Consider the following 16,764-nt stretch of genomic DNA (forward strand, 5'->3'; position numbering starts at 1 on the left):
CTTTTTCAGGCCGACCCCGGCGATCCGTGGTTGGGCTGCGCCCAGGCCGTACGGAGGGAGACCGAGGCCCTTCCCGTGGGCGCTGCGCTTGGCGAAAGCGTCCGCGCTGCGCGCGGGAGTGGTGCGGGGGTCAGATCTGGGTGGTTGGGAGGACCATGATCTGGCGGAGGTTGACGTGGCGGGCGCGGCTGGTGGTGTAGGCGACCACGTCGGCCACCTCGGCTGCGGTGAGGCGGCCCATGGCCTCGAACCACGTCGTGAGTTCGTTGATCACCTCCGCGTTGTCCACGTGGCTGGCCAGTTCGCTCTCCGTCAGGCCCGGTTCCACGTTGGTCACTCGCACGTTCAGCGGGCCGAACTCGCTGCGCAGGTTGGCCGACAGGTGGGTGACCGCGGCCTTCGTCGCCGTGTAGACGGCGAAGTTCGGGAAGGTCAGGTGGGCGCCGATGGAGGAGATGTTGACCAAGTCCGCCGTGCCGCCCTCCGCCGCGGTGGACGTGAGGTCCGGCGTGAAGGCGTTCGTGACGTTCAGGACGCCGGTGATGTTCGTGTCGATCATCCGCTGCCACTCGTCGGCGCGGCCGGCCGTGATCGGGTTGGCGAGCATGACGCCCGCGTTGTTCACGACCAGGTCCACTCGGCCGTACGCGGTGTGGATGGCGGCTACCGCCCCGGACAGGTCGCCGGTGACGTCCGCCGCCACCGCAAGCGCTTGCCCGCCCTCGGCGGTGATCTTGTCGGCCAGGTCCGCCAGGCGGTCGGCGCGGCGGGACAGCAGGGCGACCCGGGCTCCCGACCGGGCCAGGACGAGGGCGATCTCCGCGCCGATGCCGCTGGCGGCGCCCGTGACGACGGCGGTTCGGTTGGTGAGGTCGTATGTCATGGCGCCAACAGTGGTGGTGTTCCGCCGGAGTACCGGAGGCCGCGGTTTTCCCTAGGTCTGGCAGGACCAGGATCAGGGCCGCCGGCGCGGCCATACTGGGGTGCGTGAACCACGACCTGGGTGAGTTCCTGCGCACCCGCCGGGCGCGTGTCCGGCCGGACGACGTCGGGTTGCCCGGCGGCGGCCGGCGGCGGGTCCCCGGGCTGCGGCGGGAGGAGTTGGCGCTGCTCGCCGGGGTGAGCGTCGACTACTACATGCGGTTGGAGCAGGGCCGCACGCCGAGCGTCTCGGACGCCGTGCTGGACGCCGTGGCGCGGGTGTTGCGGCTGGACGAGACCGAGCGGGCGCACCTGCGCAACCTGGTCCGCCCGCGCACGCCCCGCAAGCACGTGCCGCAGCGCATCCGGCCGGGCCTGCGCCGGTTGCTGGACATGATGGAGGGCACGCCCGCGTTCGTGCTGGGCCGCCGCACCGACGTGCTGGCCTGGAACGCCCTCGCCGACGCCCTCTACAACTTCGGCGAGCTGAGCCCGGACATGTTCAACGCCGCCCGGCACGCCTTCCTCGACCCCGACGCCCGCCGCTTCTACCGGGACTGGCCGACCATCGCCGCCGACACGGTCGCCGTGCTGCGCATGGACGCGGGCCGCCACCCCGACGACCCGCGGCTGGCCGCGCTGGTGGGGGAGCTGTCGATGAAGGACGAGACGTTCCGGACGTTGTGGGCGCAGCACGCGGTGCTGGAGAAGACCCACGGCAGCAAGCTGTTCCGCCACCCGGTCGTCGGCGACCTCGACCTGGACTACGAGATGCTGGCCCTGCCCGGCGACCCCGACGTGAACCTCGCGGTCTACACGGCCAAGGAGGGCTCGCCGTCCGCGGAACGCCTGCGCCTGCTGGCGAGTTGGGCCGCCTCCGTGGACGCCTAGCGCGTGGCGTGCGCCACACGGTGTCACGGGGGGCGGTCGACCGGTGTCTCCGGTGCGAAGTCCCGCCGACCAAGGGGAGACACCGTGGACCTCGCGCTGTGGATCGTCACCGGAGTGCTCGCCGCCGCCTACCTCGGCGGCGGCGTGGGCAAGATCATCGTGCCGAAGGAGAAGATCCACGCCTACGGGCCCAGCGCCCACTGGACCGAGGACTACAGCGCCGCCGCCGTGAAGGGCATCGGGGCGCTGGAGGTCCTCGGCGCGGTGGGGCTGGTCGTGCCGGCGCTCGTCGGGGTCGCGCCGGTGCTGGTGCCGGTGGCCGCGGTCGGGCTGGGCCTGGTCATGGTCGGCGCGGTGGTGACCCGGCTGCGGCGCGGCGAGCACAGGCTGGTGGCGGTGGACCTGGTGTACCTGGTCCTGCTGGCCTTCGTGGCGGTGGGCCGGTTCGCCTGGGTGCCTAGCGCAGCTTGAGGCCCAGGTTCTCCTCCAGCACCGCGGCCTGCTCGGGGGTGGCGAGGGTCAGGATCGTCTCGTAGCCGCGGTTGCGATCGCGTTCGAAGTCGACCAGGCGGAACGTCCGGGCGTCGCCGGGGTTCAGCTCGTCCACCGCCTCCGTCGCCGCCAGGTGGTCGAGGTAGTCGTCGGAGTAGTGCTCGGCGCTGATCGACACCGGCCGCCCGTTGACCTTGAACTCCAGCACGTCGTCGCGCGAGCCCTCCACGAACTCGCCCTCGCGCAGCCGGACGTCGGTGACGGTGACCGCGCCACCGGTCAGGGCGGCGGCCTGTTCGAGGATGTAGGCGTAGGACTCCTCCAGGAAGTCCACGTCGTCGGCGTGCACCGTCACCGCCACGCCGAAGTCCTCCAGCGCCGACGCGACCTCGTACGGGTCCAGGTGGTCGTCCACGTACTCGGCGAACTTGTCCAGCACGGCGCGAACCTGCTCGTGGGACAGCATTTCGGCTTCCAGGAGCGCGAAGGCCACGTGTTTGTAGGTGATCATCACCGGCAACTCTAGGAGCAGCGCTTGCCTTGCGCGGGCAGTTTCAGCTCGATCAGGTACGCGTCCCCGACGGGGTCGACGCACTCGTTGCCCTGCAAGTAGACCGTGTGCTGGTTGCCCTCGAACGTGAGCAGCCCGCCGCCCAGCGCCTTGGCCAGGTTCACGCCCGCCTCGTACGGGGTCGCCGGGTCGCCGGTCGTGGAGATCACCAGCACCGGCGGCAGGCCGGACACCGGCTTGGTCTCCTGCGCGGTCGGCGGCACCGGCCAGAACGCGCACGCGTCCAGCGCGCCCACCGGCGGGTTGCCGTCGTCCAGGAACGGGGCCGCCGCCTTGTACCGGCGGGCCACGTCGTCCAGCACGGCCCGGTCGGTGACGCGCGGCTCGTCCACGCACTTCACCGCGGTGAACGCGTCGGTGATGGTCGAGTACTTGCCCTCGCGGTCGCGGTCGAAGTACGCGTCGGCCAGGCTCAGGAGGACTTCGCCGCGGTTGTTCTTCAGCTCCGTCAGGCCCGAGTTCAGCGGGGCCCACAGCTCTTCGCTGTACATGGCCTGGATCGCGCCGGTGATGGCGTCGTTGTAGGACAGCTTGCGGTTGCCCACGTCCACGGGCCGCTGCACCAGCGGCAGGGTCAGCTCCCGGAAGACCGTGCCGGCCTTCGCCGGGTCCTTGCCCAGCGCGCAGTCCTGCCGCTGGGCGCACCACCGCGCGAACGCGTCGAACGCCTGCTGGAACCCGGCGGCCTGGGCGATCAGCGACTCCACCTGGTTCTGCGTCGGGTCCACCGCGCCGTCGAGCACGAGCGCCCGCACGTTGGCCGGGAACGCCGCCGCGTAGCCGGTGCCGATGTGCGTCCCGTACGAGTAGCCGAGGTAGGTCAGCTTCTCGTCGCCCAGCGCGGAGCGCATGACGTCCAGGTCGCGCACGACGTCCCGGGTGCCGACGTTGGCCAGGAAGTCCGCGCCGGTCGAGGCCGCGCACTTCTCGGCGTAGGTCTTGTTCTCCCGCTCGGTCTGCTGGACGCCCGCGGGGGAGGTGTCGACGTCGGTGTCCAGCCGGTCGGCGTCCCGCTCGGCGTCGGTCAGGCACCGCACCTGAGGTTGGCTCGCGCCCACGCCGCGCGGGTCGAAGCCGACGAGGTCGAACCGCTCGCCCAGCGCGGTGTCGCGCACGGTGCCGGCCAGGTTCGCCGCCGCCGACATGCCCGACGCGCCCGGACCGCCCGGGTTGATGATCAGCGACCCGATCCGGTCGCCGGACGCCTTCTGCCGCAGCAGCCCGACGGTGATGGTCTTGCCGCCGGGGTTGGCGTAGTCCAGCGGCACCTCCAGGCGCGCGCACTCGATGTTCTTCTTGTTGCGGAACTGGGCGCGCGTGGTGGCGGTGGTCGCGTACTCGGCGCAGTCCTGCCACCCGAGCTGCTGGCCGTAGAACCGCTCCAGGCCCGCGGGGACCGTGCCGGCGGGTCCGCGCTGCTCCAGGACCGTCCCCGGAGTGGGTGAACCCGTCACCACCGTCGTGCAGGCGGCCAGCGCGGGAACGGCGAGCAGGAGCATCAAGGAGCGGCGCACACCGTCGATCGTAGGTGTGACTCGTCCGCCACAACGCCCACCGCTCGTGGCCCGCGTGAGCGAGAATGCCGTCATGCCTCAGCTCCGACTCGCCCTCGCCCAGGTCAACGCCTGTGTCGGCGACCTGGCGGGCAACGCCGAACTCGTCGTGCAGTGGTCCCGCAAGGCCGTCGAGGCGGGCGCCCACCTCGCCGTGTTCCCCGAGATGGTCCTGACCGGGTACCCGGTGGAGGACCTGGCGCTGCGCGAGTCCTTCGCCGCCGCGTCCCGGCGCGCCCTGGAGGAGCTGGCGCGGCGGCTGGACGACGCCGGCGCGGGCGGCCTCCCGGTCTGGGTCGGCTACCTGGACCGCGACGAGCGGGGCATGCGCAACGCCGCCGCCGTGCTGCACGGCGGCGAGGTCGTCGCCCGGCAGTACAAGCACCACCTGCCCAACTACGGCGTGTTCGACGAGCGCCGCTACTTCACGCCCGGCGACACGCTCGACGTGGTCCGCCTGCACGGCCTGGAGATCGGCATGGTGATCTGCGAGGACCTGTGGCAGGACGGCGGTCCCGTCGCGGCGCTCGGCGCGGCCGGCGTGGACCTGGTCGTCTCGCCCAACGCGTCCCCGTACGAGCGCAACAAGGACGACCGGCGGCTGCCCCTGGTGGCGCGCCGCGCGGCCGAGGCGAAGGCGCCGCTGGCCTACGTCAACACCGTCGGCGGCCAGGACGAGCTGGTGTTCGACGGTGACACGATCGTGGTCGGCGCGGACGGCGAGCTGCTGACCCGCGCGCCCCAGTTCGTGGAGCACCTGGTGGTGCTGGACCTGGACCTGCCCGGCGGCGCGTCCCGGCGGGCCGGGTCGTTCGAGGGCTTCGAGGTGCGCCGGCTGGTGCTGTCGGAGGACCCGCTGCCCGCCTACGAGCCGCTGCCCGCGCCGCAGGCCGCCGAACCGCTGTCCGACGAGGCGGAGGTGTGGCACGCGCTGGTCACCGGGCTGCGCGACTACGTGCACAAGAACGGGTTCCGGTCGGTCGTGCTGGGCCTGTCCGGCGGGATCGACTCGGCGGTCGTGGCGGCGCTGGCCGTGGACGCGCTGGGGCCGGACGCGGTGCACTGCGTGTCGATGCCGTCGGTGTACTCGTCGGAGCACTCGAAGTCCGACGCCCACGAGCTGGCGCAGCGGACCGGGTTGAACTACTCGGTGCAGCCGATCGCGGACATGGTGAAGGTGTTCGTGGACCAGCTCGGCCTGACCGGGTTGGCGGAGGAGAACGTGCAGGCGCGCTGCCGCGGCATGGCGCTGATGGGCCTGTCCAACCAGCACGGGCACCTGGTGCTCGCGACCGGCAACAAGAGCGAGCTGGCGGTGGGGTACTCGACCATCTACGGCGACGCGGTGGGCGGGTTCGCGCCGATCAAGGACGTGCTGAAGACGCTGGTGTGGGACCTGGCGCGGTGGCGCAACGCGCAGGCGGAGAAGCTGGGCGAGCTGCCGCCGATCCCGGAGAACTCGATCAGCAAGCCGCCGTCGGCGGAGCTGCGGCCGGGCCAGGTGGACACCGACTCGCTGCCGGACTACGAGCTGCTGGACTCGCTGCTGGACGACTACGTCGAGGGCGACAAGGGCTACCACGACCTGATCGAGATGGGCTTCGACCACGACCTGGTGGACCGGGTGCTGCGCATGGTCGACCGGGCGGAGTACAAGCGCCGCCAGTACCCGCCCGGCACCAAGATCACGCTGAAGGCGTTCGGCCGCGACCGCCGGCTCCCGATCACCAACGCCTGGCGCGAGGGCTGACGCCGCCCGGGCCGGCCCCGACCCGGGCCGGCCCGGCTCTCACGCGGTGGCGGTGGTGCCCGTCGTCGCCGTGCCGCCGCGAGGAGCCGCCGCCCGCGCGGACCGCCCCTCGGTGACCGCTCCCGCGACGCTCACCACCCCGAGCACCACGAGCGCGATCCCGAGCAGCCACGCCAGCGCCACCGCGCTCGACAGCGGCGCGACCAGCACCACGATCCCGGCCACCAGGGTCACCACCCCGGAGAACACGGCCCACCCGCTCGCGCCGAACCCGTGGAAGACCTCGGCGACCCCGCCGATGACCCAGGTCGCGCCCAGGATCAGCGCCAGCACCGCGACCGTCTGGAACGGCGCCCGCAGCGCCAGGATGCCGCCCAACAGCGCCAGCAACCCCGCCACGCCCATCAACACCCGGTACCCGCCGCCCCGCGTGTGCGCGGTGAACGAGCTGACCAGCCAGAACACCCCGGTCACCAGCAGTTGCACCCCGAACAGCACCGCCGCCGCGAGCAACGTGATCCCGGGCCACACCAGCACCGCCACGCCGATGGCCACCGTGACCACCCCGAACGTGATCCGCAACGCCTTCGCGCGCCCCAGCAGGGCCAGGGTCCCGTCGTCCGCCCCGAAATGCGCCATCCCCACCACTCCCTCGAAACGTGCCCGTCCGACCTCCCGAGCCTGTTCCCGCCGGGCACGTCGCGCAGCGGACGGGACGCGACGTCACCCACCCGAGTGGCTCAAAACCCCACCGGGGCGCACCATTCACCCATCCGTGAACCCCGCCACACTCCATCTCCACCGTTGGAGTTGACCACTACGGTCGATCTCCAACGACTCGGTTGGAGATGGTCATGTCCGACACCCCCACCCACCAGGCGACCCCGCGCACCGCGGTCGCCGCCCGCCCGGCCCTGGTCGTCGGCGTGCTGATCGCGGCGGCCGTGCTGGCGATCGCGCAGCTCTACCTGACCGTCCCCCTCCTGCCCGACCTCGCCGAGCGGCACCGGGTCCCGATGACGACCGCCGCCTGGGTGGGCGGCGGCTTCGGGTTCGCGTTCGCGCTGGGCAACCTCTTCTTCGGCACCGCCTCCGACCGCTACGACCGCCGCCTGGTCATGGCCACCGGCCTCACCGTCGGCGCGCTGACCTGCGTCGTCGCCGGCGCGGCGGACTCGTTCGGCCTGCTGCTCGCGGCCCGGGTGGCGGAGGGGTTCGTGGCCGCCGCGATCCCGGCGGTGTCGCTGGCCTACACGGCCGAGGTCCTGCCGCCCGCCCGCCGGGCCGCCGGGGTGACGGCGGTGTCCAGTTCGTTCCTGCTGGCGGGTCTGGTCGGGCAGGCGTACGCGCTGGGCGTGGACCGCGCCGCCGGGCCGCGCTGGGTGTTCTGGCTGCTCGTGCCGTTGCTGCTGGCCACGGCCTTCGCCCTGACCCGGCTGCCCGCCGTGCCCCGCCGCACCGGCGCGCCGTGGCGCGCGTTCGGCCGGCTCCTGCGCACCCCCGCGCTGCTGGCCGCCTACCCGGGCGCGCTGACGTTGCTGCTGACGTTTGTCGGCATGTACAGCGCGCTGAGCGTGACGGTCGGCGACCGCTACGGCATCCACGACGCCGGCACGCTCCTGCTGCTGCGCCTGCCCGGCCTGCCCGGCATCGTCCTGGGCGCGTTCGCCGGCCCGCTCATCACCCGCCACGGCCCGCACCGGGTCGCCGTGACCGCGCTGCTCGTCGCCGCGGCCGGGCTGGGCGTCGAGGCGGTCGCCGGCGGGGTGGCCGGGGTGCTGGTCGGCAGCGCGGTGTTCGTCGCGGGGCTCGCGGTGACGATCCCGGCGCTGGTGGTCGTGGTCGGCCAGGCGTCGGGGGAGGCGCGCGGGGCGGGCCTCGCCGGGTACGCGTTCCTGGTCGGGCTCGGCGGCGGGATCAGCCCGGTGCTGGTGGCGGCGTTGCTGCCGGCCGGGTTCGCCGTGGTGTGCTGGGTGCTGGCCGCGACCCTGGTCGCGGCGGCCGGCGTGCTGGCCCTGGTCCGACCCGGCGCCCCGCCGACCTAACGCGGGGCGGCCATCCGCCGGGCGGCCTCCACCACGGCCGCCCGCCGGGCCGCGTGGTCCTCCGCGCCGGTCACCATGCGGGCCACCTGCGGCACCGCCACCCACCACGACGCCAACGCCATGTTGAGGAACAACAGCTCCGTCGCGTCGACCCGGTCGTCCACCACGCCCGCGCCCTGGGCCTCGCGCAACGCCGACGCCTTGCGCTCGTAGTGCGCCCGCCGCCCCTCCTCGTCGGGCACCGGGCCCGACCCGTAGGCCAGCGCCTCCCACTGCAACAACCGCACCAGGTGCGGGTTGGCCACGTGGTAGTCGTAGCAGCGCCCGGCGTGCTCACCCGGGTCGTCCACCGCCGTCAACGGCACCGCCGCCGCGATCTTGGCCAACTCGTCGGACAGCACGGTCTGGAACAACCGCTCCTTGTCCCCGAAGTAGTTGTAGAGGCGCTCCTTGTTGATACCGGCGCGGGCCGCGACGCGCTCCATGCGCGTCCCCGCCAGGCCGTGCGCGGCGAACTCGACGACCGCGGCCTCCAGCAGCCGCCTACGCGTCTCCTCCGTGTTCCACGCCACGCCCGGATGATATCCAACCCGACCGTTGCCGCCCCGGCAGCAGCAGCGACCCCACCGCCCCCACCACGCAGATCCCGGCCGTGATCAGGAAGATCTCGTGGTACTCGGTCAGCAGGGCGTCCACCAGCGCGCGCTGGTAGGCCTCCGCCCGCCGGCGGAACTCCTCGGGCTCCACCCCGAACGGCAGCGGCGTGTCCAACCCGGCCGTCAGCTCGCGGAACCGGTGCAGCCCCCACGCCGACAACGCGGCCACCCCGACCAGCATCCCGGTCATCCGCGCCACCACGACCGCCGCCGACGCGACCCCGTGCTGCACCGCCGGCACCACCCGCAGCACCGCCGACGACACCGGCGCGATCACCAGCCCCAACCCGAACCCGGCCACCGCCAGGTCCCGGTCCACCACCGACGACGCCACGTCCGCCGGCCACCGCGCGATCAGCACGTACGCGAAGGCCGCCACCAGCAACCCGACGAACGACACCCACCGGTCACCGACCCGCGACGCCAGCCACCCGCCGAGCAACGCCCCCACCGGCAACGCGATCAGGAACCGCGCCAGCATCGCGACCGCCGCCGCCGAGTCCTTCCGCAGCACGGTCTGCGCGAACAGCTCGACGTCCACCAACGTCACCATCAACGCCGCACCGGCCGCCAACGACACCCCGAGCGACGCCAGGAACGGCCGCAACGACACCCCGGCCAGGTCCAGCAGCCGCACCGACGACCGCCGCTCCCACCACACGAACCCGAGGAAGACCAGGAGAGCCCCACCCAGCACCGGCCACCCCCACGGCGGCAGCACCGCGTGCTCCGGATCGGGGTTGTAGAGCCCCACCACCAGCAACGACAGCGACAACGCCAGCAACGCCCCGCCGACGAAGTCGATCCGCACCCCCGACCGGCCCCCACCGGGCACCGTCCGCTGCACGACCACCGAGGCCACCAGCGCCAACGGCAGGTTCACCCAGAACACCCACCGCCAGCTCTGCGGCTCCACCGACTCGGCGAACGACCAGGCGTTGAACAACGACGTCACGCCCACCCCGTACAGGGTGCCCAGCACGCTGCCCAGCTCCTGCGCCGCCCCGACGACCCCGAGCGCCCCGGCCCGCCGCCGCTCGTCCCACAGGTCACCGACCAGCGCCATGGTCACCGGCAGCAGCGCGCCACCGGCCAACCCCTGCACCACCCGGCCCGCCACCAACACCGGCAGGTCCGCGGCCAGCGCCGTCACCGCCGACCCGAGGGCGAACCCGGCCAGGCACACGTGCAGCACCAGCCGCCGCCCGAACCGGTCCGACAGCTGCCCCAGCAGCGGCATGCCGGCCACGTACCCGAGCAGGTACCCGGTCACCACCGGCGTCGCCCGCTCCAGCTTGTTCACCGGGATGCCCAGGTCGCGCACCATGTCCACGAGCACGCCGACCACGACGTACGCGTCCAGCGCGCCCAACAGGACCGCGACGGCACCCGCGCCGATCGCCAGGCGGCGGGAGGTCACTTCGGCGGTTCGACGGTGAAGGACTTGTTGAACTCGGCCAGCCCGACGGTCACCTTCGCCCCGCTGGGCAGCGCGAACACCGCGTTGGTGAGCTTGTCGTCCTGCACGGAGAAGGTCGCCTTCACGTCCGCGCCGATGCCCGGCACGAGCCCGCCGACCACGTCCTTGGGCACGGTCGCCTCGACCACGGTCACCCCGCCGTCGCTGCTCACCGTCTTGGCGTCCTTGGCGCTGGACAGCACCTTCGCCACACCCTTGTCCGGGTTCAGGATCGCCGTCGGGTCGTACACCTGACCGGCCAGCGCCGCGGGCAGCCTCGTGAACCCGCCGGTCGGCCCCTTGAAGTACAGGTCCGACTTCACCAGCACGTACTCGACCTCGATGAGCTGGCCGAACTGGTCGACCTTCGCCCGGCCCTTCGAGTCGCCGGCCGCGTTCAGGTCGCCCTCGGCGTCCTTGACGGTCACGTCCGGCAGCTCGCCGTCCACCTTGATCGTGAAGTGCGTGCTGGTCACCGACCGCATCGCGGCGGCGGACTTCCCCAGCACCTCCGAGCCCGCCGGCAGGTCCCCGGCGGAGGACGTGCAGCCGGCCAGCGACAATGCGAGCGCGCCTACCAGGACGCGGCGACGGAACATACCCGGAATGGTAGATCCACCCGCCTCGCACCTAGGCTTCGTCACATGAACCGCCAGCAGGAGTTCGTCCTCCGCACCCTTGAGGAACGGGACATCCGGTTCGTCCGGCTCTGGTTCACCGACGTCCTCGGCTTCCTCAAGTCGGTCGCGGTGGCCCCCGCCGAGCTCGAAGGCGCCTTCAGCGAGGGCATCGGCTTCGACGGCTCGGCCATCGAGGGCTTCGCGCGGGTCTACGAGTCGGACATGGTCGCCAAGCCCGACCCGTCCACCTTCCAGGTCCTGCCCTGGAAGACCTCGGACAACAGCCACTACTCGGCCCGCATGTTCTGCGACATCGCGATGCCCGACGGCTCCCCGTCGTGGGCCGACCCGCGGCACGTCCTGCGCCGCTCCCTGGCCAAGGCCAGCGAGGCGGGCTTCACCTGCTACGTCCACCCGGAGATGGAGTTCTTCCTGCTGAAGAACCTCCCCGACGACGGCAGCGAGCCGGTCCCGGCGGACAACGGCGGTTTCTTCGACCAGACCAGCCACGAGACCGCGACCCACTTCCGCCGCCACGCCATCGAGGCGCTGGAGGCGATGGGCATCTCGGTCGAGTTCAGCCACCACGAGGGCGCGCCCGGCCAGCAGGAGATCGACCTGCGCTACGCCGACGCCCTCACCATGGCCGACAACGTCATGACCTTCCGGTACGTGGTCAAGGAGGTCGCGATCACGCAGGGCGTGCGCGCGAGCTTCATGCCCAAGCCGTTCTCCGACCAGCCCGGGTCGGGCATGCACACCCACGTGAGCCTGTTCGAGGGCGACCAGAACGCGTTCTACGACGCCGAGGACCCCTACCAGCTCTCCGACACCGGCAAGGCGTTCGTCGCCGGCCTGCTCAAGCACGCCCGCGAGATCTCCGGCGTCACCAACCAGTGGGTCAACTCCTACAAGCGGCTCATCGTCGGCGGCGAGGCCCCGACCGCCGTGTGCTGGGGCCACGCCAACCGGTCCGCCCTGGTCCGCGTCCCCATGTACTCGCCGGGCAAGTCGTCCTCGCGCCGCGTGGAGATCCGGTCGCTGGACTCGGCGTGCAACCCGTACCTGGCCTACGCGGTGATCCTCGCCGCCGGCCTGAAGGGCGTCGAGAAGGGCTACGAACTCCCGCCGCCCGCCGAGGACGACGTGTGGTCGCTGACCGACCGCGAACGCCGCGCCGCCGGCTACGACAACCTCCCGCAGAACCTGGGCGAGGCGCTGACCGAGATGGAGAACTCCGAGCTGCTCGCCGAGGCGCTGGGCGAACACGTGTACGACTACTTCCTGCGCAACAAGCGCAACGAGTGGGACCAATACCGGCGCAGCGTGACGCCGTACGAGCTGCGAACCCTGCTGCCGGTCCTGTGAGGGAACAACCCGTGCGGGTGGTCCACACCGGGCACTCGGAGAAGCTAGGTTTGCAGACCGTGACCGAGGTGCCCGCGAGTTCGGAAGCCCTTCCCGAGTTGATCGCGTGCACGGTGGCCACGGCCGCCGAGCTGCCCGCGGCCAAGGTGCTGTCGAACTCCTTCCTGGCCAACCACCCGCGGGCGAGGTTCCTCGCGCTGGTGGTCGACGCCCTGCCGGAGAACTCCGGACCGGGCCTGATCACGCCCGCGGACCTGGGCGTGACCCCGGAGGAGCTGGCGGAGCTGGCCACCGGCTGCACCGCCGACCAGCTCTGCGGGCTCCTGCGCCCCAGGCTCCTGGAGCAGCTGCTCGGCCAAGGCCTGCCGGTGGTCTACCTGTCCCCGTGGACGCAGGTCCTGGCGCCCCTGACCGACCAGGTCCTGTCCGCGGTCCGCAGAGGCCCCCTGGTCCTGCTCCCGCGCGCCCTGCGCCCCCTCCCGGACGACGGCCTGCGCCCGACCCCCACCGAACTCCTGGAGACCGGGGTCTTCGACCCGGGCTTCCTGGTGGTCGCGCCGGGCGCGGAACCCTTCCTCCGCTCCCTGGAGGAACAGCTGCGCCGCACCCCGGACGCCACCAAGGCCGTCCTGGACATGGCCCCGGCCCTGGTCAGCCTGCACGTCCTGCGCGACGCCACCATCGGCCTGTCGGCGTGGAACGCGGGCCAACGAGACCTGCACCGCCGGTCGGACGGAACCCTCACCGTCCTGGGCGAACCCCTGAGCACCGTCCACTTCGAGGGCTTCGACCCCCGCCGCCCGTGGCTCCTGTCGGCGAACTTCGCGGACCGCCCCAGGGTCCTCCTCTCCGAACACCGGGAACTGGCCGAACTCTGCACGACCTACCGAGCGGAACTGGTCAAACGCGGCTGGACCCCGGCCCACGTCCCGTACGGCTTCGGCCGCCTGCCGGACGGCACCCCCATCCCGGACCCGCTGCGCACGACCTACCGAGAAGCCGCCCGAACCACCCCGGGCTCCCCGTTCGACCCGACCCACCACGTCCGAGACACCCCGGGCACCCCCGCCGCTACCCCCGCCCCCGCCGCCGCGCCCGAATTGTCGGTCCAGGATGAGACAATGGAAGCGGGGGCCGGCGGCCAAGCCGAAACCGCAAAACCGCAGGTCAACGGCACCCCCACGCCACTCCCGGCCGAACCCGCCGCCGCAGACGCCAACGCAACCGCGCCCGCCAACGCCGCACCCGCCGACAGCACGACCGCGCCTGCGGACAGCACGACCGCGCCTGCGGACAGCACGACCGCGCCTGCGGACAGCACGACCGCGCCCGCCAAGCCCGACCCCACGCCCGCCAAGCCAAGCCCCGCGCCCGCCGCCCCCGCGCCGCGCCAACCCCACCCGGCCCCCGCCTTCGGCCCCGACGGCGGCGCGGCCTTCCTTGCCTGGGCCTGCGAACCCGCCGACGGCATCCCCGGCAGCACCCGCTGGTCCGCGGCCCTCTGGCGCGCCGACCAAGCGCTGCGCGACCAGTTCCCCGACCCGTTCGGCACCGACGCCGCCGCCTTCCGCGACTGGTGCGCCGGCCCCGGCGTCGCGTCCGGCCGCCTCCCCGTGCCCGCCGTCCCGACCGCCCGCGCCGACGCCCCCGCCCTGCTCGACCAGCTCGGCGTCTCCGTCGTCGGCACCGGCCCGATCGCCGACCTCCTGCACGCCGCCGCCCGCGCGTCCGGCCTGCCCATGTCCACCGGCCTCGGCTACCCGGTCGTCGTCCGCGTCGACAACACCCCCGTCCCCGCGGGCCGCCACGTCGTCGACTACCGCCTCGACAGCGGCCCCTCGCCCGACGCCCACGAGCTGTGGGTGCCGTCCGAGACCACCCGCGCCGCCGTCGAACGGCCCGGCGGACCCACCGTGCGCGTCCTGCCGCTGCCCGTCCTCGACCAACCACCCCACGACGAGCACGACGGCATCGTCTTCGGCGCGCTCGCCGACCACGCCATCGACCGCGAGGGCAACGTCCTCGGCGCGGTCTCCGCGTTCCTCGGCGCGTTCCCCGACCGCAACGACGTCACGCTGCGCATCGAGGTCACGAACGCCGCCGACCACCCCGAAGCCGCCGAACGCCTCCGCCTCGCCACCGCCGCCGACCCGCGCATCGAACTCGTCGCCGACCTCGGCCCGGTGGACTGCCTGATCTCCCTGCACCGCGGCAGCGGCGACCGCATCACCCACGCCCTCGCGAAGCACGCCGCCCGCGCCGTCCCGCTGCTGGTCGCCGACCACGGCGCGGTCACCGAGCTGTTCGACAAGCAGTCCGTGGTGTTCGTGCCGTGCCGCCAGGGCGTCGAACCCGACGGCCAGGCCGCCGCGAAACTCCTGCGCGCCCTCGCCGACGACCTGCCCGCCGCCCGCGCCATCGGCGAGAAGGGCCGCGCCCGCCTGGCCACCCGCAGCGTCGCCCGCGTCGGCGACCTCATGCGCGACCGCGTCGAGCACGCCTACCGCACGTGGCGGTCCCGGCGCGCCGCCGCCCGCACCAGCCCGGCGGTCGACCCGATGAAGGCGTTGCACTCCGCGAAGCACGCGCTGCTGCGCCAACCCGACGTCGGCACGGCCAGCCGCACACCGATGGCGCCGCAGCTGCGCAAGATGGTCCTGCGCGTCCTCGACCACTACGACAACCACATGCGCGACGTTCTCAACTCGCTCGTGGACGGCGTCGAGCGCACGGTGTCCGAGCTGGTCCGCCGCCAGGACGAGCTGACCACCGGCGTCGGCCTCGGCGAACTGGAGGTGCTGCGCGCCGAGATCGAGGAGCACGTCGAGCGCCAGGGCCAGTTCGCCGACCAGCTCCTGGGCCTGGACGACGGCGTGGTGCGGGTGCGCGCCGACATGGCCGGCCAGGGCAGGCGGGTCCGCGACATCGAGGACGCCGTCGTCGCCGAGGCCGCCAAGCGCGCCAAGCAGGGCGACGCGCTCGCCCAGCGCATCGACAAGCTCGCCGTCGCCCTCGAACGCACCCTCGACCGGATCGACACGCTGGAGTCGAAGGTCGTCGAGGTCATCCGCGACCGCGACCACCGGCTCGACGCCGGCCTGCGCGCCGCCAACCAGGCCCAGCAAACGGCCGACGCGCTGCGCCGGGTCGTCGTGCGGGAACACGAACGGCACGGCGAGGCGGTGCCGGACGTGCGCAGCTCGCTCGTGTTGACCGAGGTCGGCCTGTTGCGGCTGCCGTCCGACGACGCCTTCATGCTCCCGATGCTGTCCAGCAACGGGGTGTGGGAGAGCGAGCTGTCCGAGCTGATCGACTCCGTCGTGGAGCCGGACGGCATCTTCCTCGACGTCGGCGCGTACGTCGGCTACCAGACCGTGCGGATGCTCAGCCGGTTCGGCGCCGGCGGCGCGGTGGTCGCCGTCGAACCGTGCCCGTCCGCGCTGGAACTGTTGCGGCACAACGTGAACGTCAACCTGCCCGAGCGCATCGCCGACCGGTTGGTCGTCGTGGACGCGGCGGCGTGGGAGAGCGTCGGCGAACTGGCGACGCAGCCCGCGCTGACCGGCGGGGTGTCCGTCGCCCCGTTGGCGCCAGACGCCCCGGAGGACACGCCCCGCGTGCGGTCGGCCCGGCTCGACAAGGAGCTGGAGGCCGTGCCCGCGCTGCACGGCATGAAGCTGTCCGTCGTCCGGGTGGACGCGCCGGGCCGCGGGCACCGCGCGCTGGCCGGGCTGGTGCGCCTGCTGCGCCGGGACCGCCCGCACGTGTTCCTGGAGTTCTCGGCGTCGGCCACGGAGAGCCTCGGCGACGACCCGGTGACGGTGCTCAAGGAGTTCCGCATCTGGGGCTACGACCTGGTGCCGGTCGCGACCCGCGAGGCCGCGTCGCCGGAGCAGATCGTGGCCGCGATGGAGGGGCTGCGGACCATCACGCTGTGGCTGCGCCCGCGCCCGGTGCAGGCGAAGCCGGCCGCTCCGCAGGTGGCCGTGCCCGTCCGCGAGTCGTCGGTCGACCCCGCGACAGCCCGCTGACCAGGGGATTTGACTTCGTGCGCGGTCATGAGTAACTTTTACCGAGTCGCCAGCAAGACCCCGGAACGAGCGGGTTGACACCGCGAATCGGGCCGGGTAGAGTATTGCGGCGTCACTCCCGGAAGCGAACAAGTGGTCTAGAAGGCCGCCTCGGTTCCACGGAGAAAACAAGCAAACTGAATGCGCAGCGAGTTTGGCGCGGCTGAGAGAGACCGGAAACGGCCGATTTGACACCGCGAAAACGAACGAGCTAAGCTTCAAACACAAGCGAGAAACAAGCCCCGGAATGAACCGCGGTAAGACGCGGAACACGATGGTGAGCGCGTGTTCTTTGAGAACTCAACAGCGTGCCGAATAGCCAGTAAATTTATGAACCTCGTCAAGAGGTTTCCTTTGAGATTGACTGG

General features: G+C 72.5%; 13 protein-coding genes. 6 read left to right on the forward strand and 7 right to left on the reverse strand.

Annotation, left to right across the window (positions count from 1 at the left end):
* Window positions 1–130: 130 nt before the first annotated feature.
* On the reverse strand, window positions 131–883 hold the full coding sequence (locus tag ABD126_RS38335; protein WP_343940551.1) for an SDR family oxidoreductase: 753 nt from the start codon (window positions 881–883) through the stop codon (window positions 131–133).
* Between the two features lie 104 nt (window positions 884–987).
* Here ABD126_RS38335 and ABD126_RS38340 point away from each other — a divergent pair, with 104 nt between their 5' ends.
* Entirely contained in the window at window positions 988–1,812 is an 825-nt protein-coding gene (locus ABD126_RS38340; RefSeq protein WP_343940553.1) for a helix-turn-helix transcriptional regulator, read from the forward strand.
* Between the two features lie 84 nt (window positions 1,813–1,896).
* Window positions 1,897–2,283 (forward strand): DoxX family protein, encoded by a 387-nt coding sequence (locus ABD126_RS38345; protein ID WP_343940555.1) that lies wholly within the window; start codon window positions 1,897–1,899, stop codon window positions 2,281–2,283.
* Here the strand turns inward: ABD126_RS38345 and ABD126_RS38350 are convergent.
* Both ABD126_RS38350 and ABD126_RS38355 read right to left on the reverse strand, forming a co-directional pair.
* A complete protein-coding gene (locus ABD126_RS38350) occupies window positions 2,270–2,815 on the reverse strand; it encodes a hypothetical protein (RefSeq protein WP_343940557.1) in 546 nt (181 codons plus the stop codon). The genes ABD126_RS38345 and ABD126_RS38350 overlap by 14 nt on opposite strands.
* Before the next feature lie 11 nt (window positions 2,816–2,826).
* Complete coding sequence (locus ABD126_RS38355; protein WP_425542972.1) at window positions 2,827–4,374, reverse strand: alpha/beta hydrolase; 1,548 nt, start codon at window positions 4,372–4,374, stop codon at window positions 2,827–2,829.
* Between the two features lie 88 nt (window positions 4,375–4,462).
* Here ABD126_RS38355 and ABD126_RS38360 point away from each other — a divergent pair, with 88 nt between their 5' ends.
* Window positions 4,463–6,178, forward strand: a complete 1,716-nt coding sequence (locus ABD126_RS38360; protein WP_343940561.1) for an NAD+ synthase — start codon at window positions 4,463–4,465, stop codon at window positions 6,176–6,178.
* A 39-nt stretch (window positions 6,179–6,217) separates the two neighbouring features.
* Here the strand turns inward: ABD126_RS38360 and ABD126_RS38365 are convergent, their stop codons facing one another.
* Window positions 6,218–6,817, reverse strand: a complete 600-nt coding sequence (locus ABD126_RS38365) for an HdeD family acid-resistance protein (RefSeq protein ID WP_343940563.1) — start codon at window positions 6,815–6,817, stop codon at window positions 6,218–6,220.
* Window positions 6,818–7,032: 215 nt separating this feature from the next.
* Between ABD126_RS38365 and ABD126_RS38370 the strand changes: the two genes are divergently transcribed.
* Window positions 7,033–8,223: an MFS transporter gene (locus tag ABD126_RS38370; RefSeq protein ID WP_343940565.1), complete on the forward strand. Its 1,191-nt coding sequence runs from the start codon at window positions 7,033–7,035 to the stop codon at window positions 8,221–8,223.
* On the opposite strand, the gene ABD126_RS38375 is transcribed toward ABD126_RS38370, so the two are convergent.
* Genes ABD126_RS38375 through ABD126_RS38385 form a run of 3 tightly spaced genes read right to left on the reverse strand, consistent with a single transcriptional unit; the run spans window position 8,220 to window position 10,937 of the window.
* Window positions 8,220–8,795: a TetR/AcrR family transcriptional regulator gene (locus ABD126_RS38375; RefSeq protein WP_343940567.1), complete on the reverse strand. Its 576-nt coding sequence runs from the start codon at window positions 8,793–8,795 to the stop codon at window positions 8,220–8,222. The two genes, ABD126_RS38370 and ABD126_RS38375, sit on opposite strands and share 4 nt — an antisense overlap.
* Entirely contained in the window at window positions 8,767–10,299 is a 1,533-nt protein-coding gene (locus ABD126_RS38380) for an MFS transporter (protein ID WP_343940569.1), read from the reverse strand. The genes ABD126_RS38375 and ABD126_RS38380 overlap by 29 nt, the downstream gene beginning before the upstream one ends.
* The gene (locus tag ABD126_RS38385; RefSeq protein ID WP_343940571.1) at window positions 10,296–10,937 is read right to left on the reverse strand and encodes an LppX_LprAFG lipoprotein; all 642 of its coding nucleotides are present in this window, start codon (window positions 10,935–10,937) and stop codon (window positions 10,296–10,298) included. The genes ABD126_RS38380 and ABD126_RS38385 overlap by 4 nt, the downstream gene beginning before the upstream one ends.
* A gap of 45 nt (window positions 10,938–10,982) precedes the next feature.
* Between ABD126_RS38385 and ABD126_RS38390 the strand changes: the two genes are divergently transcribed.
* Both ABD126_RS38390 and ABD126_RS38395 read left to right on the forward strand, forming a co-directional pair.
* Window positions 10,983–12,326: a glutamine synthetase family protein gene (locus ABD126_RS38390; RefSeq protein ID WP_343940573.1), complete on the forward strand. Its 1,344-nt coding sequence runs from the start codon at window positions 10,983–10,985 to the stop codon at window positions 12,324–12,326.
* 59 nt (window positions 12,327–12,385) lie between these two features.
* Window positions 12,386–16,357 (forward strand): FkbM family methyltransferase, encoded by a 3,972-nt coding sequence (locus tag ABD126_RS38395; RefSeq protein ID WP_343940575.1) that lies wholly within the window; start codon window positions 12,386–12,388, stop codon window positions 16,355–16,357.
* Window positions 16,358–16,764: the final 407 nt, after the last annotated feature.

Source organism: Saccharothrix mutabilis subsp. mutabilis (assembly GCF_039521145.1).
In the GTDB taxonomy this organism is placed as follows: domain Bacteria; phylum Actinomycetota; class Actinomycetes; order Mycobacteriales; family Pseudonocardiaceae; genus Actinosynnema; species Actinosynnema mutabilis.